This is a genomic window from Bacillus cereus group sp. BfR-BA-01379 (assembly GCF_022663605.1).
Taxonomy (GTDB): domain Bacteria; phylum Bacillota; class Bacilli; order Bacillales; family Bacillaceae_G; genus Bacillus_A; species Bacillus_A mobilis.
In genome coordinates, this window is sequence record NZ_JAKUFT010000022.1 from 1 (window position 1) to 21,059 (window position 21,059).

Below are 21,059 nucleotides of genomic sequence, written 5' to 3' on the forward strand. Positions count from 1 at the left end.
AACAGGGTTCATATGAACAGGGTACACAACTTGTACGTCTTCATGCTTATCAACAAGACGTTTAATCGCTCGGAACATATTACGCATTGGCTCCCCTAAGTTTTCACGGCGGTGAGCTGTCATAAGTACAAGACGATCGTTTCCAAGTTTCTCTAATACAGGATGGCTATATGTTTCTTTTACAGTTGTTTTTAGTGCGTCAATCGCTGTATTTCCAGTGATGAAAATGCGTGACTCATCTTTATTTTCTTTCTGTAAGTTCGTTGCTGATTTTGCTGTAGGTGAGAAATGAAAATCTGCCATTACACCTGTTAGTTGGCGATTCATCTCTTCTGGGTATGGAGAATATTTATCCCATGTACGAAGTCCTGCTTCTACATGACCTACTGGAATTTGATTATAGAAAGCAGCTAAACTTGCGATAAATGTTGTCGTTGTATCACCATGTACAAGTACGATATCCGGCTTTGCTTCTTTCATTACTTTATCCAAACCTTCTAAACCACGCGTTGTAATATCAATTAAAGTTTGGCGATCTTTCATAATATTTAAATCAAAATCTGGCGTAATTCCAAAGATACTTAACACTTGGTCTAACATTTGACGATGTTGTGCTGTTACAGTCACAATCGACTCAATTTTGTCTGGATGCTTTTGCAACTCTAACACAAGAGGTGCCATTTTAATTGCTTCTGGACGTGTCCCGAAAATTGTCATTACTTTTAAACGTTCAGTCATTTCATTGCCTCTTTTCTTTCACTAGTTACAAATTCTATTATGACATATAAGAATATACATGAATACATGCCTTTTTAACGAAGAATAGAAAAGTCTCTCTTACAAATACTTTCTCTTCCAACCGAATAATAATCTATCCCTTGTTTCTTGACACCCTCAATAGTATAACAATTTCTTCCATCGAATAAAATAGGCTCTCTCATAAGTTGTTCGTACTTTTCTAGCGGATAAGCTCGGATAGCTTCCCATTCTGTCATGATAAAAGCCGCACTCGCTCCTCTAATCGATTCATCTATACATTCGCTATATTGTATAGTCTCTCCAAAGATATTTTTCATATTTAGAATCGCCTTTGGATCATATAGAACTACATCCGCACCTATATGAATTAATTCTTGTATCATAATAAGGGACGGTGCGTCTCTTATATCATCCGTATTTGGTTTAAACGCCGCTCCCAGCACCGCAATCCGCTTCTTATTCATATTTAATACTTTCTTCGCTTTCTCAATCAATAACAACTGTTGCTTATTATTCACTTCAATGACTGCTTTTAGCAAGCGAAAATCATGCGCCACATTCCCTGCAATTTGCACAAGGGCTTTCGTATCTTTCGGAAAACACGATCCCCCATAACCAATACCCGCATTTAAAAAAGACGCCCCAATCCTCTTATCCATTCCCATCCCTTGTGCAACGTCTAATACATTGGCCCCTACCTTCTCACATATATTTGAAATTTCATTGATAAAACTAATTTTTGTCGCTAAAAAAGCATTCGATGCATATTTAATCATTTCTGCACTTTTTATATCTGTAATATACATTTTTAAGCGTAATTCACTATACAAATTCTCTACTTTCCGTGCTGCTTCCTCATTATCTGCTCCAATTACAATACGATCTCCCTGAAAAAAATCGTAAATCCCTGAACCTTCCCGTAAAAATTCGGGATTCGATACGATATGTAATTCATATCTATTTTGTAATTTCTCCTCAATCCATCCCCTCATAACATCGTTTGTACCTACAGGAACCGTACTTTTCGTAACGACAATAATGTCTTTCGTCGCATATGCTCCGATATCATCACAAGCATTCCGAATATATGTTAAATCCGCTGTCCCATCTAATAAAGATGGGGTTCCAACTGCAATAAATATAAATTCTGCATCGTAAAATGCTTTTACTCTGCTTGTTGTAAAAGTTAAACAATCATTCGCACATGCATCATTTATTAATTCATATAAACCCGCTTCATAAATAGGCAAATCCCCTTGCTTTATACGTTCAATTTTCTCATCATTTATATCAAAACATGTGACTGAATGGCCTAACATCGCCAACCCTACTCCTGTAATCAATCCAACGTATCCGGTACCTATTATCGTAATTTTCATTTCCTTTTCGCACAGGAATATACAATAGAAAATATACGAATACATAGAATTCCCCCTGTGCTTCCCCCTCTCACATTAAAAATGCGAAAACTCTTTTACTTCTTTATTATATGAATTACTTTTTCCATTCTTTTTTAAGTTTTTGTAAAATTACATGCAAGAATATAGAATGAAACTTTATTCAGTGAGGGGCATTCATCCTCCAATAATTATTAGTTAAACCAATCGAAAGTTTACAGGAATTAAAGTTCCCAACTAAATTTTGAGGTGGAAGCCTTACTGTCCGTTCATGCGGATAAATTCCCACATTTTAACACGGAACTTACTCATTTCTACGTGTAACACTTATAATACTGAAATAAAAGTATTCACTATCGAAGAAAAAGAGAAAATGTCATATTCCAAAGCCCAATACAATTAACCTTCTCAAATGATTCAACATTCTGTATACAATTGTAATATATTCTATCTGCTTCCATTTACCGTAAATAGAAAAAAAGATTGAATTCTAATCTTTTTGTGATACCATATGTTATGAGCCTGTAAATAAACATCATAATTTTCAGATAAATGTACCAAAAAAATTTACGTTAGACTATAAAAGGGTGGGGTATTAATGGACTCACAAGTGATTTATGCCATTTTGGCATCTTTCATCACTGTACTCGTCGTTACTCCTTTAGTTATTAAGTTAGCTTTTAAAATAGGAGCAACAGATAAGCCAAACGCTCGTAAAGTACACCAAAAAATCATGCCTCGTCTTGGCGGATTAGCGATATTTATTGGTGTAGCTGTAGGATTTGTTGTCGGTGGCTTATATGAACAAAGAATGTTATCGATAACGCTAGGTGCGATTATCATTGTAATCATCGGTATTTTAGATGATATGTACGAGTTATCTGCGAAGGTAAAATTCGGTGGACAACTATTAGTTGCCATAATGATTGTAAAAAGTGGATTATTAGTGCAAGTATTATATATTCCAATCCTCGGGGATACTGAACTCGGATGGCTTGCTTATCCAATTACAGTATTTTGGATTGTAGGTATTACAAATGCAATCAACTTAATTGATGGCTTAGATGGGTTATCTGCTGGTATTTCATCTATCGTACTTGCAACGCTAGCATATATGGCCTTCACTAGCCCATGGGGCACTGGAGCCGCTATTATCTTACCACTAGCATTAATTACATTAGCAAGTACAATTGGATTTTTATTCTACAACTTCCATCCAGCAAAAATTTTCATGGGAGATACAGGCGCACTATTTTTAGGATACTGTATTTCTGTTATATCGTTACTTGGATTATACAAAAGTGTAACGTTATTCAGCTTTATCGTTCCAGTTATCATTTTAGGTGTACCTGTATTTGATACGACATTTGCAATTATCCGCCGTATCGTAAATAAAAAACCTATTTCAGCACCAGATAAATCGCATTTACATCACCGTTTACTTGCAATGGGCTTCTCCCATCGTAAAACGGTACTAATTATATACGCATTCGGTATCTTCTTTAGTGTAAATGCAATCATTTTCTCTAGTGCGACATTATGGTTATCCATTATTCTTCTTTTCGTTTTAATCTTCTTTACAGAGATTATTGCTGAAGTAATCGGGCTTGTACATGAACGTTACAAACCACTTATTTCCTTTTATAAAAAAGTGAAAAAACGAGAAGACTAATTGTAGTATAGCCTTTACTATTATGAAATATTCAAATAGCATCCTCTTTCTTATAAGAGGATGCTATTTTTTATTTTTTATTCCTCATTTCATATTTCCAAAATATAGTTTGTTTGAGAGTCCCACTATTGGAGAAAGATATACATAATAAGAAAAGGGTTATATTTTCTTTCTTACATCTTGATTGTCAAACTGAGGGTGAATGTTATGATCAAGCGAGTATTTCAATACATTATTTTATTTTTAACAATTACTATGTACGCATCATCTCATGCAGGGGCAACTACAATGCTTCCTGCTGAACATCATCCAAATACTGAAACTACCTCTCCTATCCAAAAAATCGCGTACTTAACATTTGATGACGGACCAAACAAATATACTACGCAAATTTTAAACATCTTAAAAGAAAAGAATGGAAAAGCAACTTTCTTTGTAATTGGTGGAAAAGTGCCACATTATAAAAAAACAATGCAACGATTAATTAAAGACGGACATTATATCGGACTTCACAGTATGTCGCACGATGTAAAACGTCTTTATACTGGTGATCCATCTGCTTTAATTACAGAAATGGAACAAACACAAACCATTGTTCAGCAAGTTACAAAATTAAATACACATCTCGTTCGTGTCCCATACGGTAGTATGCCTTACTTAAAAAAGAATTACCGTGATGCACTTGTATCCGCCCATTATAAAATGTGGGATTGGACAATCGATACATATGACTGGAAAAGCTATGACAATCCTTCTGCCATATTAGAAAGAGTACGTAATCAGAGCGATGAACAAGTCGAAGTGATTTTAATGCATGATTCGAGTGTAACCGTACAAATACTGCCACAAGTAATTGATTACTTACAGTCACAAGGATACAAACTTCTCCCCTATAATCCGTCTTCCCATCTCGAAGTGAACTTTTGGAAAGACACAAGATTGTAACAGCTTTAGTGCCTATATGCTAAAGCTGTTTTATTTTTCTCTTCCCACCCTTCCCATTTTTGTGTAAAATTTTAAATAGTGATGAAGTTTCGAGGTGAATAGAAATGAAACGAATAGATCTCATTTTTAACGCAATGCAAGAAGGAAATTATACAGAAGGTGTAACCGCGTCAGAACTCGCTACCCTGTTGCAGCTAGATCGCGCCAATGTAAGTAGCGACTTAAACAAACTTGTAAAAGATAAACGTTTATTAAAAACAAATACGCGTCCTGTTCGTTTTTATATAGAAACGAACGCTCCGTTGGAAACGCATTCAAATGAAATGACTTCATTAGATACATTTGCAATTGAAAATACAAGCCTTAAAATCGCAATCGAAAAAGCGAAAGCTTCTATTCTCTATCCCCCAAACGGTATGCATACTTTACTGCTAGGAGAAACAGGAGTCGGAAAATCTATGTTCGCTTCTTTAATGCACGAATATGCAATTGAAGTTGAACAGCTTCCTAAAAATGCACCATTTATCGTCTTTAACTGTGCTGATTACGCAAATAATCCACAGCTACTACTGGGGCAGTTATTTGGGATAAAAAAAGGAGCTTATACAGGGGCAAGTGATCAAAAAGGGTTAATTGAAAAAGCACATGAGGGGATCCTTTTCTTAGATGAAGTACATCGTCTTCCTCCAGAGGGACAAGAAATGCTTTTCACCTTTATTGACCGCGGGGTATACCGCCGCCTTGGAGAAACAGAAAACGAGCGTAAGGCACAAGTATTAATCATTACTGCAACAACAGAAGAACCAAATTCATTTTTATTAAAAACATTTACAAGACGTATACCGATGACTGTTACGCTACCACCACTTCGTGAGCGTACACATAAAGAACGCTTTGCTTTACTGCAACTATTTTTCACAAATGAAGCGATACGTCTGCGAAAAGAAATTCACGTTAGCCCGAATACAATGCGCGCCTTCGTCTTTTACAATTGTCCCAATAACATCGGGCAATTAAAAACGGATGTACAAATTGCCTGTGCGAAAGCCTATTCTGACTTCGTGACAAAGAAACGTGATTCTGTCTATGTTTCAAGTACAGATTTACCTTGGTATATGAAAGAAGGGCTATTCATTGAAAGAAAGAGCCGTCATCTATACCAAATACCAAATGAAACATTTGTATTTACGGGTAATGAAGGTTGGAGTAATCATAAAATAGAAAATGAAAAACAATCTTCTATATACGATTATATTGATTATAAATATGAAGAACTTCAAGCTCGCGGTATTGAAGAGGACGAATTAGAATTACTAATAGAAAATGATATTCAAAGCTTTTTCGTACAGTATTTTAACCAAATTTCTAAAAAGACGAGTCATGAAAATGTTTTTAAAATTGTGGATCGTAATATCGTTTCCGTTTGCGAAAAAATTGCGGTACTTGCTGAGAAGCATTTATCTAAGACGTTTGATGAAAAAGTATTTCTCGCTTTAAGCTTACATGTACAGACAACTCTACAACGTTTGCAAGCTGGGAAACAAATTCATCACCCACAATTAAATCAAATTCGTACAAAATATAAAGAAGCTTTTTCCGTAGCGATGCAATGCATTCAACTACTGGAGGATGAATTACAAATAACAATGCCTATTGATGAAGCAGGCTTTTTAACAATGTTCTTCGTTGTTGATCCAATTCCTGCCTCTCAAACAGAAGTAAAAGTATTAATATTAGCGCACGGTAACGGCATCGCAACAGAAATGGCAAACGTCGCAAACGAACTTCTCGGCATTGAGGAAGTAACCGGTATTGATATGCCGTTACATGAATCGCCGAAAGATTTCTTAGAACGTGTGAAAGTGTATATGAAAACACTCCAAAATGTAAATGGACTTCTCTTACTCGTCGATATGGGCTCGCTCGCTTATATTGGGGATATATTAGAAACTGAGTTCAAAATTCCGGTACGTGTTCTTTCCATGACAAGCACTCCACATGCACTAGAAGCAGCTCGAAAAGCACAGCTTGGCTACTCGTTAGATGCATTATATGAAACAGTGAAGAACTTAACACCGTTTTACTTAAACGTACAAGAAGAAAAGAAAAAACCACTATCACCAATGAAATCTGTTATTTTGACAGCTTGTTTAACTGGGGAAGGCAGCGCTTTAGCTATTCAAAAAATGTTAGAGAACTATTTGCGATTTGACAAAGACTTAATTGAAATTATTCCGATTAGTATCGTCCATGAAAAAGATTTAACGAAAATGATTGAGAACATAAAAAAAGAGCGGAATATCATTTGTATCGTCACAAATTTCGATGTGCAGGTACCATGCTTAACATATCATTTCCAAGACATTGTAAACTACACAGCGATTCAGTCAATTCAAGAATTAATTACGTATGAAGAAACATATGCAAAAATGGCTGATATTCTGGAACAACAAATGCAGCGGAACGACGGAGCATTACTTATTAAAACAATTCGTTACGCATTAAATACAATTCAAGAATTAATTTCCTTACAGCTAACTCCTGACAGCTTAATGGGTGTGATTCTGCATATGAGCTGTATGGTTGACCGTCTTCAAAAAGGAGAAAGCCTCCTCCCTCATCCAGATAAAGAGGAACGAAGACAAGATGAGTACTGGATGTATATGAAAGTGAAAAAAGCATTACAACCAATTGAAAATACATTTGAAATACAAATACCTGATGATGAAGTGTTTTATATTATGGACTTCTTCATTAAAAATCAGCCTGTAAAAAATTAACCGTGGTAGTTTTTTATGTATCGACCGTAACGCGAATTATATCAGCGTTTTTCAAAATATATCGATTTACCAACAATAACCGCTCAAATTTGCACCTTATAGAAAAAAAGGCTGTTCCAAAATATGGACAGCCTTTTTTCTACTTCTTTACTTTTCTGATTCTCCCCCTGATTTCACCCTTCTTATTGGACTTTGTATAAACATTTACATATACATTCGCCTGAATGATTTCTTGAAGTAGGTTATCAAACGCTCTCCCCTGTAAAGGCCCTTCAAAATCCTCCACATTGACTACACCAGTCACGACTCCTTCATTTACACTAATACCTTGCTTTAGCGGACCAAACAAATTTAAAACAACTGGACCAATTTGATCCGCTTTCCCTAAATGAATTTGGCATGATGTAACTTTTTCAATGTTTTTCAATATGATCCGATATTGTAATTTCTTTAAATCATTACTAAATATAAACTCCGTTACGCCATAAGCTTCTGTATTTACAGGAGGTATTTCCCTCTTGCCTGTTAACCTCGCAAAGAAATGTGTTGTCATACGGGCATTCTCCTTATATAAATTTCCCAGCACTACTTCTACTACTTTATGGTTTATACATAATCATTTATGACTTTTTCAAGTTTTAATTACGAAGAAAAGATTCACACAATCTTTACATTCGAATCGTTCCTTTTGCTTTACTACCTCTTGTATAATGCACATAAGAAAGCATTCTAGGAGGTTGTTTTGGAAAATAACAAATACACTTTTCACACATTATTAGAGATTTTTCTCGTCTCATTTAAATTAGGACTTACTTCATTTGGTGGTCCTGTCGCCCATCTCGGCTATTTCCACCACGAATACGTACAAAAAAGAAAATGGATGGATGAACGAAGCTATGGAGATTTAGTAGCACTATGTCAATTCCTTCCTGGCCCTGCTAGCAGTCAAGTCGGTATGGGGGTTGGATTATTAAGAGGCGGGGTATTAGGGGCTATTATTTCATGGATTGGATTCACTTTACCGTCTGTGCTTGTTTTAGTTTTCTTCGCCTCATTCCTTAATCAGTTCAATCTTGGAAGTGCTGGCTGGATTCACGGGCTAAAACTTGTAGCAGTTGCCATTGTTGCTCATGCCATATGGGGAATGGCGCAAAAATTAACGCCAGACCGAAATCGCGCGACAATTGCTATTGTAACTGCCGCAATCGCCTTATTATGGCCCAGTAGCTGGACACAAGTCATTCTCATTATAATATCTGGCTTTATCGGCTGGTTTTTATATCGTAACCAACCAATTAGCCAATCTCAAAATATAAAAGTACCTATTTCAAAAACGATAGCAGTTTCTTGTCTCGTCTTATTCTTCGGACTATTACTGCTGCTACCAATATTAAGACCGTTCTCTTATTACATCGCTTTATTTGATAGTTTCTATCGCTCTGGTGCCCTTGTATTTGGAGGTGGACACGTCGTACTGCCCCTTCTTGAAGGTGAGTTCGTACAAAACGGCATGATGACGAAAGAACAGTTTCTAGCTGGATACGGATTAACACAAGCCGTACCAGGTCCACTATTTACATTCGCCTCTTATATAGGAGCAGCGTTAAACGGGACACTTGGAGCCATACTTGCAACAATTGCGATCTTTCTTCCTGCTTTCTTACTCGTTATTGGTGTTTTACCATTTTGGGACAGTGTAAGAAAAATATCTTTCATACAAGGGGCACTACTTGGAGTCAATGCAGCTGTTGTCGGTATTTTATTAGCAGCTTTTTATGATCCTATTTGGACAAGCACAATTATGAACGCTGTAGATTTTGTTTTTGCGTCTCTTCTATTTTGCTTGCTCGCTTTTTGGAAAACACCACCTTGGGTTATCGTTATACTCGGAGCCTTTGGCGGATATATTCTATCCATCTTGTAAGCACAAAAAAACGACGGCATTATATAGCCGTCGTTTTTCTATTAAAACTTCACAAGTTCTATTCCTTCAGGCAACTCGCTCTCTGTTAAAATACGCAATTCTTTCACACGATCCATTACGTAAGAAGAGCGCTTCACAAGCTCTGGATCAATATAAGCTGGATGAACCATAATTTCTACCGTTTGTTCATCTTGTACTCTTTCTTTTAACTTCACAAAGTAATCTTCCGTCACACCATCCGCGTAAAAATCACTGTAAAACACGTCAGAAAACGGGCGTACTGCTCGCTCTTCCTCACAACGACGAATTGGAACATTATATGTAGCCGCTAACCTCTCAAGAACATCGTGCAAGATTGGTAATCCATGTACGTGATGATGGCTATCTAAATGAGTTGGTGTTAATCCGTAAGATAAGAACTTCTCAATTTGAGCAGTCCACTCTCTCTCAACTTCTTCTGGACTTACATTCCCTTTCCGTACAACGCTTTGTTTATGAAACAATCCATCGCTACTTACAAGTGATGGTACGTCTCCAAGAAGTGGTTCTCCTGCCGTTAATACGAGATGTACGCCTACTCCGAGTAGGTTATACTCTTTCGCTAAGCGCACCGCATGCTCTGTTCCTGGCATATTCATCATCATCGTCGTTGAATTTACCAGTCCATTTATATGTCCATCAATAATGCCGTAATTTGTACCTTCTGTAAGACCGAAATCATCTGCATTTACAATTAACTTAATCATCGTAATACCTCCTAATAGAATAAAAAAAGCGGGCTAAATAGCGCCGCTTTATTTCTCTACCTTTTTGAAGAACTGTGGAAGATATTCTTTATGTGCTTCCAACATTTCATCTAAAATTTGTTTTGCAACTTTATCTGATGGTACAAGTGGATTAATTGTCATAGCAAGCAGCGCTTTATGATAATCCCCTGTAACAGCAGCTTCAATTGTTGTGCGCTCAAATGATTTAATTTGCTGTACTAAACCACGAACTGGTACGGGAAGATCTCCAACTGCAATTGGTTTTGGACCTTCTTTCGTAATAATACAGTTCACTTCAACAGCCGAATCATGTGGTAAGCTTGCAATTGTTCCGTTGTTTCGTGTATTAACAGGCTGGATATCACCTTTATTATTGTAAATAGACGTAATTAAGCTACATGCTGCGTCACTATAATAAGCGCCGCCACGTTTTTCTAATTGTGGTGGTTTAATATCTAAGTTCGGATCTTTATACAACTCGAATAAATCATCTTCTAATTGTTTTACTACTTCTGCACGTGTACCTTTTTCAACTGAAGCTTCTTTCTCTTCTTCTAACATTTCACGTGTTTTGTAGTAATAACGATGGTATGGACATGGAATTGCACGAAGGCCGCGAATAAAGTCTGGCTCCCAGTTAAGCGCTGCAATATTTTCCATCGTAATTTGCTTTTCTGGATCTGTTACAAGCTCCAACACACGATCCATTACACTTACGCCATCTAAATATACATCTAGTCCGTATACCATATGATTTAAACCTGCGAAATCAACGTGGACACGACTTGCATCTACTTCAAGTAATCTTGCAAGACCCATGCGGATTCCGATTGGAACGTTACATAGACCAACTACTCTTTGAATATTTGTATAACGAAGGACAGCTTCTGTTACCATACCAGCTGGGTTCGCGAAGTTAATTAACCATGCATTTGGACAAAGCTCCTCCATATCCTTACAAATATCTAAAATAACAGGAATCGTTCTCAGCGCTTTGAATAAACCACCAGGACCATTCGTTTCCTGACCGATTACATCATATTTTAACGGGATTGCTTCATCTTTTGCACGAGCTTCTAATAAACCTACGCGAAGCTGCGTTGTTACAAAGTCAGCACCTTTTAATGCTTCACGACGATCCAGTGTTAAATGTACCTCGATTGGTAAACCAGATTTTTTCACCATACGTTTCGCTAAGTTACCAACGATTTCTAACTTTTCTTTTCCTGCCTCAATATCTACTAACCAAATTTCACGAACAGGAAGCTCATCATAACGCTTAATAAATCCTTCAATTAACTCTGGTGTATAACTAGATCCACCGCCGATTGTAGCAATTTTAATTCCAGTCATGCTTTATTCCCCTTTCGCTTCTAACTTTTTATAAAGGTCAATAAATTCTGCTGCTAATTCTTTCACTGTAATCGCATTCATTAAATGATCTTGTGCATGAATTAAGAGAACACTAATCTCTGTTTTTTCTCCTCTTGCTTCTGATTGTATGAGCTCTGTTTGGAAATGATGCGCTTCATTAATCGCTTCTTTCGCCTTTACCATCGCTTCATCAGCCTCTGCCATTTTCCCCTGTTTGGCAAATTGAAGTGCCTCCATTGCAAAGCTTCGTGCATTACCACTATTTAAAATTAATTGGAATGGAATTTGTTCTGCTGTAGTCATCATAATTACCGCCCTCTCTATTATGGTTCAACCGATTGAAATACCCCTTCAGTTTGAACATTTCTATTAAATTATTAATTTATGAATGATAGTTTGGTGTTCTTCTAGATGGGTCTCATCTTTTTGAACATGATATAAAGGTAATTGTTCTCACAGATAGTGTTATCTGTGAGAACAATTACTGTGTTACATAGGTACAGAGTTGTTATTTCCTTGTGCTGCTGCTTTTTCAGTACGAACAACAGAACGATCGCATAATACTACGAATGGATAGTAGATTACCATCGCAATTACAAAGTTGAATAACTGTAGAATTGCACCTGAAAGATGTCCACCTGTTACAAGATAACCACTAATAATTGGTGGTGTTGCCCATGGAATCATCACAACTGTTTTTGGTACCCATCCAATAGATATAGCTGTATAGGAAGTAATTACTAATACAATTGGTGTTACGATAAACGGTAAGAATAAAATTGGATTTAAAATAATTGGTGTACCAAAGATTACTGGTTCGTTAATGTTAAATGCACCAGGTCCAATTGATAAGCGAGATACACCGCGTAATTGTGCACTTTTTGCTACAAGTAATACCACTACTAAGAATGCTAATGTTGCACCAGAACCACCAAGATATACGAAAGTATCAAAGAATGGCTTTGTAATAATATTTGGAACATCAAATGCAGATGTACCACCTTGGAATAACTTCATATTTTTCTCTAATGCCGGTAGGTATAATGGCTCAATAATACCACCAACGATATTTGGCCCATGTAAACCGAAGAACCAAAGAAGATGAACAAGGATTACAATGATAATTGCACTTGGTAATGTCCCTGCTAAACTTTGCAGTGGTGATTGAATCGTATTAAAAATAAATTCATGAACACTTGTACCAGCTAATTTCACTGCTAATTGAATACCTGCAACTACTGTTAAGATAACAAATGCTGGAACTATAGCTGCGAAAGATCTTAAAACTGCTGGTGGTACTCCATCAGGCATTTTAAACGTAATGTTTCTTTGTACAAAGAAACGGAATACTTCAGTAACAAGGAGTGCTACGATAATTGCTACGAATAGCCCTTGTGCACCTGTCCAAGCTAAGTTCAATCCGCCTTCTTTCGGTGTTGTTGGCGTAAGAATAATTAACGCACCAAATGAAATAATACCTGCTGACAAACCATCAACGCCGTAAGATTTTGCTAAGTTATAACTTGTTGTAAATGCTATGATTAGTGCTAGAATTGCGAAAGAACCAGTCCACATTCCACCGCCAACTTGTTTCCACGTTTCACCAAACAAACCTTTCATGAAATCTTGGAAAACTTCAGACGGAAAACCATTAATTAGTGATGCCAGTGCACCAACTAAAATAAGTGGCATAACTGCAATAAATCCATCACGGATCGCAGCTAAGTGACGTTGCGATCCGATTTTACCAGCGACAGGAACAATATACTTCTCCATAAATGCAATAAATTTTTGCATTTCGCTTCCCCCCTAATTATTTTTTAAGTGTTAATGCGTGATCTAAAACTGCTTCTCCGTTCATCATGCCGTAGTGCATTGGATTAATAACATCGATTCCAACGTTTCTCTCATCAGCAAGCGTTTTCATTGAAGAAAGCATGTAACGAACTTGTGGTCCTAGTAATAATACATCTGCTTGATCGATATTTGTTTTTACTGCATCCCCAGATACAGCCCAAATCTTTCCTTCTAGACCGCGAGCTTTTGCAGCCGCTTCCATTTTTGTAACTAGTAAACTTGTAGACATCCCTGCTGAGCAACATAATAAAATATTCATTTGAAAATCCCCCTTGTGTAGTATAAAAAATTTATGTTTTATTTATTTTTCTTTACGCTATTTATTAATGCAATTAGCGTGCCAACTTTTTAAAACCACTAAAATCAGCACTTTTTCGACTGTTTTCTTTGTGTGTCAACGCTTTCAATTAGTGTGTCACCTAAAAAACACACAGTGTGTTATAAAACAACACGCTTTTAACACATAACTGTATGAAAATAGATTAGTGTTTAGTTGTCTAGTTGTGTTTAAAACAAAAACACAGTAATTTTTTTAAAAAAAGCGTAAAAATATTATATTTCAACTCAAATCAAAAACAAATACCTATTGAAGACACTCGTCTAGTTATTGTCCAGTCAAACTCTATTAAATTACATAGAATAGAAGAAAATAAAGTATTTTGAAAGGGGATTCCAATGCCAAAGCATAGAAAAAAGAATAGAATGAAGATTTATAAAATACAACTTCCAAATAAATGGTATAAACAAGAAGAGGATTCTGAATTAAATCCCAACACGGATACACTAGATCAACAGGACAAGCAAGAGAAACAAGATAAACAGGACAAACAGGACAAACAAGACAGACCTGACGAACGGGCTAAATCAGATAAACACGATGAGCATGAAAAGCAAGTACAATCGGAAAATGTAATAATAGTACCCACAAATTCACAAACCTTAGATGTATGGGATGAAATTTCTCTAAAAGAAATACAAACTGGTGAACATACAAGTTTATTTGAAAAAAAAAGTAATTATCAAAACATTAATTTACTCCAAGTAAGCGATATTCGTCTATATTTGGATAAGCAACTACAATTTAGTTCCGTCGATGAGCAAATTTATCATGAAGCACTTGTTCATCCGATTATGTCAAAGGTAATAGATCCTAAACGCGTTCTCATCTTAGGCGGTGGCGACGGTCTTGCTTTAAGAGAGGTTTTAAAATATGAAACAGTTCTACATGTAGACCTTGTCGACTTAGACGAAGAAATGATTACGATGGCTCGCAATGTTCCAGAATTAGTTTCTTTAAACCAACGTGCATTTTTTGATGAGCGTGCAAATGTTCATGTATGTGACGCAAAAGAATTTTTGAAATCTCCTTCCTCTTTATATGATGTAATTATTATTGATTTCCCTGATCCAGCGACAGAAATGTTAAGTACTTTATATACAAGCGAACTATTTGCTCGTATAGCTACGTTTTTAACAGAAGATGGTGCATTCGTCTGTCAATCTAATTCACCTGCTGATGCACCTCTTGTATATTGGGGTATCGGTAACACAATTGAACATGCCGGATTAACTGTGAAAAGTTATCATACAATCGTCCCTTCTTTCGGAACTGACTGGGGATTTCATATCGCTGCTAACTCTGCCTATGTACTCGATCAAATTGAGCAATTATATGTTGTTCCAACTCCTCGAACATTACCTTCTCTCCTTGCTCCTTTGTTTCAATTTAAAGAAGAAGTTTTAGAACACCGTAACCATGCCGTTTTAAATTCTGAATCTAATCTTACCCTACATCATTGCTATCAAATAGAAATGGAGTTTTGACAAGGAGGGTATAAATATATGGAATATTCTACGTTCGGGCGTCATATAATAGTAGATTTATGGGGTGTGGATTTTTCTCTATTAAATGATGTTCATTTTTTAGAGCATCATCTAATAGATGCTGCGAATCGCTCTGGTGCTCACGTTTTAAATGTAAATAACAAAGAATTCCACCCATATGGAGTAACGGTATTACTTTTATTATCAGAAAGCCATCTCTCTATTCACACTTATCCTGAAAAGAAATTTGCAGCAATTGATTGTTATACTTGTGGCACATCTGTCGATCCTCAAGAAGCCATTGATTCTATAATAAGCGTATTAAAACCAGAGCGTATGCATATAAAAAAATTAATTCGTGGTGTAGGAGAATTTGTTACTATCGATTAATTACCATTCCCATTTTCCACGAACAAGGAGGCTTGTTAATATGAAAATACCATCAGTGGAGCTCATAACACTCCACTGATGGTACGCACACATACATAATTTATTCATCTTAATTGATGATTTAGTTTTGTGATTTTTCGTTTCCAATATAACGTCATCATAAACCACAAACGACGCAAGTAATAATGAAAGTATCTTTACAAAACATAAAAAAACCTTGCATACGCAAGGTTCATTCCGATACTGACATCTTCCTATATAATTCTACAAATTCACTCGCTAATTCCTTCACCGTAATCGCATTCATTAAATGATCTTGCGCGTGCACCATCAGAAGGGTAACTTCGGTCTTTTCACCACCAGCTTCTTTCTGTATGAGCTCCGTTTGTACACGGTGCGCCTCTTTTAATTCCTCTAACGCTTCTTGTAATTTCGCTTCTGCTTCTGTAAATTCTCCACGCTTTGCGCAATCAATTGCTTCCATTGAACAACTTCTCGCATTTCCCCCATGCAAAATTAAGTGAAAAGCCTTCGTTTCTATCGTATCCATTTTAGTTCTTTACTCCCCCTTTTCTTCCGCCAACTTTTGTTTATCCCATATTTTTAAGAACGGTAAATAAATGAAGAATGCTAGTGCAAAGTTAACGAGTTGCAAAATAACACCTGAAATTTTTCCGCCTGATCCCAAATATCCACTAAATAGAATCGGTGTCGTCCAAGGTACAGCAGCTCCGCTCGGACGGGCAACTAGCCCCCATTCCATCGCAAAGTAAGAAACAATCGTTAATACAACAGGGACTACTATAAATGGAATAAGCAACAGTGGATTCATAACAATCGGCATTCCAAAAGTTACCATTTCATTGATATTAAATATACCGGGTGCAATTGACAATCTCCCTAAACTTTTTAATTGCTGACTTCTCGCAAACAATAACATTCCAATAACTAAAGCAAGTGTCGCACCAGATCCGCCCATATAAATCCATAAATCAAAAAACTGTGCAGTAATCGTATTTGGTATATCTTGCCCTGCTTGGTAAGCAACTCGGTTTTGATCCATTAACGACAACCAAACCGGACTCATTACACCACCAACAATAGTAGCTCCATGAATTCCACATGACCAAAGAACATGAACGAGAATAACAGCTATTATTGCGCCCCAAAGACTAGCACCAAGTACACTAAGTGGTTCCTGTAAAATTTGCCCCACAATATTATGGATACTGCCAAAAGAAGTATTTTCTATAATTAAGCGTAAAATCCAAATAACCGTTACAACAATAAATCCTGGAACAAGCGCGGCAAATGAACGTGTCACAGCTGGCGGAACTGTCTCTGGCATCTTTATAATTATCTTTTTTTGTACAATAAACCGATAAAGTTCAGTAGATATAAGTGCAATAATCATTGCAACAAATAACCCTTGGCTTCCCATTAACGCAGCTGGGATAGCACCTTCTACAAGTACACTCTCTTTTGTACTTGGTATAATATATGCAACTTGAAATGGCGTCGCAAGTAAAAACGTCACAAGCGACAATGCCCCGGATGCTAAAGCGTCCACTTTATAATATTCTCCAAGCCTGTAAGCGATTCCAAAAACAGCTATTAAAGCCATTATATTAAAAGTTGCACTAACTGGATACCCCAAAGCCCTCTGCCAATTCTCCCCAAACAAACCTGCCATAAAATCATTATAACCTGGTATTGGTAAAGCACTAATGATGAGGAAAAATGATCCTATAATTAAGAAAGGCATCGTCAATACAAGTCCGTCACGAATTGCTAGCAAATGCCTCTGTTCTGCAACCTTTCCCGCTACCGGCATTACATATTTTTCTAAAAACCGTATCATCTATCCCACTCTCCTCATGGTTTCATTAACAAAGCTGCTTGTAAGATAGCTTCTCCATTACAAAGCCCGTAATGGACAGATTGAATGACATCAACAGGTACTCCCTTTTCCTTACATAACTCTTTCATTTTCGGTAATAAATAACGTACTTGCGGTCCAAGTAAAAGCACATCAGCTTCATCTATGTGACTATTTACTTCAGAACCTGATACTGCCCAAATCTTTACCTCTATCCCTTTTGCCTCTGCTGCTTTCTCCATTTTAGTAACAATCAAACTGGAAGACATTCCCGCTGCACAGCAAAGTAAAATATTCATCCCTTTTCCCTCCCCCTTTTTCCAAACCTAAGTTACGGCGCATCCTTTGCCACCACTAGGTTACAAATATATATGTCTAGATTTCCTGCTGTATGCCGAGCTTAAAAACAAAAATTTCTCGGTTTTCACGCTATTCTATCTATCATTATTCTCCTAGTAAAGAGGACCCTAACTCGCTATAATAATTCAGTATGATTTTTTTAATTGATAGGAGGATATATTTATGAAGGCATATCGCTTTCCACTTATTTTATTATCTTCTATCCTAATTGGTGGTTTCATTGGTTATTTCATGGGTGCCGATGCAGTTGCTTTAAAGCCGCTTGGTGATATTTTCTTAAACTTAATGTTTACGATTGTTGTACCTCTAGTGTTCTTTAGCATCGCGGCATCTATTGCTAATATGGATGGATTAAAACGTTTCGGTAAAATTATGTCTAGTATGGCTGGGACTTTCTTATTTACAAGTATTTTAGCTGCTATTTTTATGATTATTGTCGTGAAAGTATTCCCGCCAGCACAAGGTGTTGTATTAGAACTAACGCAGCCTGATAAAGCTGAAAAAGCAGTTAGTGTTGCAGATCAAATTGTTGGTATTATAACAGTATCTGACTTCTCGAAATTACTATCTCGTGAAAATATGTTAGCTCTTATTTTCTTCTCTATCTTAATGGGAGTTGCAACTTCAGCAGTTGGTGAAAAAGGAAAACCATTCGCCACATTCTTACAAGCTGGTGCAGAAATTTCAATGAAAGTTGTATCTTTCATTATGTACTACGCTCCAATCGGACTTGCTGCTTACTTCGCAGCATTAGTTGGTGAATTCGGACCACAACTTCTTGGAACTTACTTCCGAGCAGCAATGGTATACTATCCAGCGTCTCTAATTTACTTCTTTGTATTCTTCACGTTCTATGCATACCTTGCAGGTCGCAAACAAGGTGTACAAGTTTTTTGGAAGAACATGGTATCCCCTACAGTTACATCACTTGCAACTTGTAGTAGTGCTGCTAGTATTCCAGCGAACTTGGAAGCAACGAAGAAAATGGGTATCTCTTCTGACGTTCGTGAAACAGTTGTCCTTCTTGGATCTACACTTCATAAAGACGGATCTGTTTTAGGCGGCGTATTAAAAATTGCTTTCTTATTCGGTATTTTCAACATGGAATTCGAAGGACCGAAAACATTAGCAATCGCACTTGTTGTTTCCCTATTAGTAGGAACAGTAATGGGCGCTATTCCAGGCGGCGGTATGATTGGTGAAATGTTAATCGTTTCTCTATACGGCTTCCCGCCAGAAGCATTGCCAATTATCGCAGCAATTAGTACAATCATTGATCCTCCTGCAACGATGTTAAACGTAACAGCAGATAACGCTTGTGCCGTAATGACAGCTCGCCTTGTAGAAGGTAAGAACTGGATCAAAAATAAATTTGCTTAATAAATAGAAAGAGGATGCTCCGACCGAGCATCCTCTTTTTTATTGTTAATCCATTCCGCCACAAATTTGTTATAATCTTCACAAATATTCCACACCCATCATCCATTCTCCGTACTATAATCATGTATGGAAAAGGAGATGGACATGATGACACAAAGCGCACCAGAATTTAAAGTTTTGCAAAGCATCGCATTCCTTGCTGTCGTTTTGCAAAGTTCCTTATTATATACAATGAATCAAGGAAATGTCTTACTTGAGCAATCCCTCATTATGGGCATGCTATTCAACCTTGCAAAATTTTCAGCACCTGCATTCATATTTATCGTTGGCTTTCACTTAATTCGGCAATATACGAAGCAACTAGCCTACACAGAATATATTTATGAAAAAGCCGCACATTTACTCATTCCTTATTTCTTCTGGTCTATTCTTTACTTATTAACAACAAACGATATGATTACACTACAAAGTGGTATAAAAAGTTTATTACTCGGAACAGCTGCACCCCATCTTTGGTACGTGATTATGATGTTCCAAATTCACTTATTGTTCCCTTTACTATGTACACTATTTTATTGGTTTCAAAAACGAACAGAAAATAAAAAAGACATATATAAATATATGACCATCTTTGCTTCTCTATATTTCCTCTTAATGTGGTATTCTTCTCACTACATTTTTAATGGAGAAAAATTGACTAGCTCAACCATTTTACATTATACAGACCGTTCCTTCTTCTTCTACTCATTCTATTTCGTCATGGGAGGAATCGCTGCTGTCGCATTAAAAACGTGGCGTACATTTGTCATGAAACATATCCCGCTTATTACAATATTATTTTTCATCTTATTTTTATTCATTAATTATGAGTTATTTAGTTTTTACGGAGCAAACTCTATTCATTTAACCGTTTCGACTTATTTGAAACCGTCTATGTTTTTATATATCGTATGCGAAATTATTATACTTTACGTGCTATCTATTACAATCGTACAGCGACGCGGTTTCTTATATAAAGCTTTACGATTTATCGGAAATTACACGTATGGTGCTTATTTAGCTCATTTTTTCTTCTTGCAACTATGCACAAAATTTCTTTCATTATTCACACTGCAAGAAAACACAATATTATATAGCCTATTATTATTTACAATAACGGCCACAATCTCAATTTCAGCAATGGTCATTTGTAGTACACTACCATTTCATACGTGGATTGCAGGACCTTCTCCTACGAAAAATGTGAGATGGGCTAAGATTATACTTCGAAAAAATCACGAAAAGGTATTCAAACCATATCTTTGATATAATAGAATTCCATATAAGAAAAGAAAGTAGGACACACCTATGATTAATCAAATTGGACAAATTATGTTATATGTAAATAATCAAGATGAAGCAGTACAATTTTGGACTGAGACAGTAGGATTCCAAATTATTGCGGAAGAAAATAACGGACAAGGCTTTCGCTGGATTGAAATTGCACCAACGAAAGAAGGAGGCACAAGCATCGTCCTTCACGATAAAGCGTTAATTGCGAAGATGCAACCTGAATTAAACTTAAATACGCCTTCACTTATGTTCTTCTCTAATAACTTAGATCAACTGTATAAAGATCTTTCTGAGAAAAACGTTACAGTTGGACAAGTTGTAGATTTACCTACAGGTAGAGCATTCAACTTTGCTGATAATGAAAACAATTACTTTGCGGTAATGCAGCGCAAATAAAAAAGAAGCTATCCTAAAAAATG

At 36.5% G+C, this 21,059-nt stretch carries 20 protein-coding genes; 9 read left to right on the plus strand and 11 right to left on the minus strand.

Annotated features, from left to right (window positions below):
• Together wecB and MR113_RS10815 are read right to left on the minus strand one after the other, a co-directional pair.
• The coding region (gene wecB / locus MR113_RS10810; protein WP_242254138.1) for a non-hydrolyzing UDP-N-acetylglucosamine 2-epimerase at positions 1-738 on the minus strand (738 nt) is incomplete at its 3' end.
• 74 nt (positions 739-812) lie between these two features.
• Positions 813-2,183, minus strand: a complete 1,371-nt coding sequence (locus MR113_RS10815; protein WP_242254139.1) for a UDP-glucose dehydrogenase family protein — start codon at positions 2,181-2,183, stop codon at positions 813-815.
• Between the two features lie 571 nt (positions 2,184-2,754).
• On the opposite strand from MR113_RS10815, the gene MR113_RS10820 reads away from it, so the two are divergent.
• The 3 genes from MR113_RS10820 to MR113_RS10830 all read left to right on the plus strand — a co-directional run bounded on the left by MR113_RS10820 (position 2,755) and on the right by MR113_RS10830 (position 7,553).
• Positions 2,755-3,828, plus strand: a complete 1,074-nt coding sequence (locus MR113_RS10820; protein ID WP_016718934.1) for a glycosyltransferase family 4 protein — start codon at positions 2,755-2,757, stop codon at positions 3,826-3,828.
• Positions 3,829-4,035: 207 nt separating this feature from the next.
• Entirely contained in the window at positions 4,036-4,773 is a 738-nt protein-coding gene (locus MR113_RS10825; RefSeq protein ID WP_242254140.1) for a polysaccharide deacetylase family protein, read from the plus strand.
• 104 nt (positions 4,774-4,877) lie between these two features.
• Positions 4,878-7,553: a sigma-54-dependent transcriptional regulator gene (locus MR113_RS10830; protein WP_242254141.1), complete on the plus strand. Its 2,676-nt coding sequence runs from the start codon at positions 4,878-4,880 to the stop codon at positions 7,551-7,553.
• A gap of 139 nt (positions 7,554-7,692) precedes the next feature.
• On the opposite strand, the gene exsM is transcribed toward MR113_RS10830, so the two are convergent.
• Positions 7,693-8,106, minus strand: coding sequence for an exosporium regulatory protein ExsM (exsM, locus tag MR113_RS10835; RefSeq protein ID WP_242254142.1), 414 nt, complete (start codon positions 8,104-8,106; stop codon positions 7,693-7,695).
• Positions 8,107-8,295: 189 nt separating this feature from the next.
• Here exsM and MR113_RS10840 point away from each other — a divergent pair, with 189 nt between their 5' ends.
• Positions 8,296-9,477, plus strand: coding sequence for a chromate transporter (locus tag MR113_RS10840; RefSeq protein WP_242254143.1), 1,182 nt, complete (start codon positions 8,296-8,298; stop codon positions 9,475-9,477).
• A 41-nt stretch (positions 9,478-9,518) separates the two neighbouring features.
• Here MR113_RS10840 and chbG read toward each other — a convergent pair whose 3' ends face one another.
• The 5 genes from chbG to MR113_RS10865 form a co-directional block, all read right to left on the minus strand.
• Positions 9,519-10,223, minus strand: a complete 705-nt coding sequence (gene chbG, locus MR113_RS10845; RefSeq protein WP_242254144.1) for a chitin disaccharide deacetylase — start codon at positions 10,221-10,223, stop codon at positions 9,519-9,521.
• A 48-nt stretch (positions 10,224-10,271) separates the two neighbouring features.
• A complete protein-coding gene (gene celF, locus MR113_RS10850; protein WP_000145768.1) occupies positions 10,272-11,597 on the minus strand; it encodes a 6-phospho-beta-glucosidase in 1,326 nt (441 codons plus the stop codon).
• A gap of 3 nt (positions 11,598-11,600) precedes the next feature.
• Positions 11,601-11,924, minus strand: a complete 324-nt coding sequence (locus tag MR113_RS10855) for a PTS lactose/cellobiose transporter subunit IIA (RefSeq protein WP_000989050.1) — start codon at positions 11,922-11,924, stop codon at positions 11,601-11,603.
• 183 nt (positions 11,925-12,107) lie between these two features.
• Complete coding sequence (celB, locus tag MR113_RS10860) at positions 12,108-13,415, minus strand: PTS cellobiose transporter subunit IIC (RefSeq protein WP_061679344.1); 1,308 nt, start codon at positions 13,413-13,415, stop codon at positions 12,108-12,110.
• A 16-nt stretch (positions 13,416-13,431) separates the two neighbouring features.
• On the minus strand, positions 13,432-13,734 hold the full coding sequence (locus MR113_RS10865) for a PTS sugar transporter subunit IIB (protein WP_001023569.1): 303 nt from the start codon (positions 13,732-13,734) through the stop codon (positions 13,432-13,434).
• Positions 13,735-14,150: 416 nt separating this feature from the next.
• On the opposite strand from MR113_RS10865, the gene MR113_RS10870 reads away from it, so the two are divergent.
• Both MR113_RS10870 and speD read left to right on the plus strand, forming a co-directional pair.
• Positions 14,151-15,299 carry a polyamine aminopropyltransferase gene (locus MR113_RS10870; protein ID WP_242254146.1) on the plus strand — a complete coding sequence of 383 codons (1,149 nt, stop codon included), beginning with the start codon at positions 14,151-14,153 and terminating at the stop codon, positions 15,297-15,299.
• Positions 15,300-15,317: 18 nt separating this feature from the next.
• Positions 15,318-15,689, plus strand: coding sequence for an adenosylmethionine decarboxylase (gene speD / locus MR113_RS10875; protein ID WP_242254148.1), 372 nt, complete (start codon positions 15,318-15,320; stop codon positions 15,687-15,689).
• Between the two features lie 232 nt (positions 15,690-15,921).
• Here speD and MR113_RS10880 read toward each other — a convergent pair whose 3' ends face one another.
• Genes MR113_RS10880 through MR113_RS10890 form a run of 3 tightly spaced genes read right to left on the minus strand, consistent with a single transcriptional unit; the run spans position 15,922 to position 17,867 of the window.
• Entirely contained in the window at positions 15,922-16,239 is a 318-nt protein-coding gene (locus MR113_RS10880; RefSeq protein WP_000379646.1) for a PTS sugar transporter subunit IIA, read from the minus strand.
• Between the two features lie 9 nt (positions 16,240-16,248).
• Positions 16,249-17,550 (minus strand): PTS cellobiose transporter subunit IIC, encoded by a 1,302-nt coding sequence (gene celB / locus MR113_RS10885; protein WP_242254150.1) that lies wholly within the window; start codon positions 17,548-17,550, stop codon positions 16,249-16,251.
• Between the two features lie 14 nt (positions 17,551-17,564).
• Entirely contained in the window at positions 17,565-17,867 is a 303-nt protein-coding gene (locus tag MR113_RS10890; protein ID WP_242254152.1) for a PTS sugar transporter subunit IIB, read from the minus strand.
• A gap of 223 nt (positions 17,868-18,090) precedes the next feature.
• On the opposite strand from MR113_RS10890, the gene MR113_RS10895 reads away from it, so the two are divergent.
• The 3 genes from MR113_RS10895 (at position 18,091) to MR113_RS10905 (ending at position 21,036) form a co-directional block, all read left to right on the plus strand.
• Positions 18,091-19,308, plus strand: coding sequence for a dicarboxylate/amino acid:cation symporter (locus MR113_RS10895; RefSeq protein ID WP_242254154.1), 1,218 nt, complete (start codon positions 18,091-18,093; stop codon positions 19,306-19,308).
• 147 nt (positions 19,309-19,455) lie between these two features.
• Positions 19,456-20,613, plus strand: a complete 1,158-nt coding sequence (locus MR113_RS10900; RefSeq protein WP_242254156.1) for an acyltransferase — start codon at positions 19,456-19,458, stop codon at positions 20,611-20,613.
• Between the two features lie 42 nt (positions 20,614-20,655).
• Positions 20,656-21,036, plus strand: a complete 381-nt coding sequence (locus MR113_RS10905) for a VOC family protein (protein ID WP_000609849.1) — start codon at positions 20,656-20,658, stop codon at positions 21,034-21,036.
• The last annotated feature ends 23 nt before the right edge of the window (positions 21,037-21,059 follow it).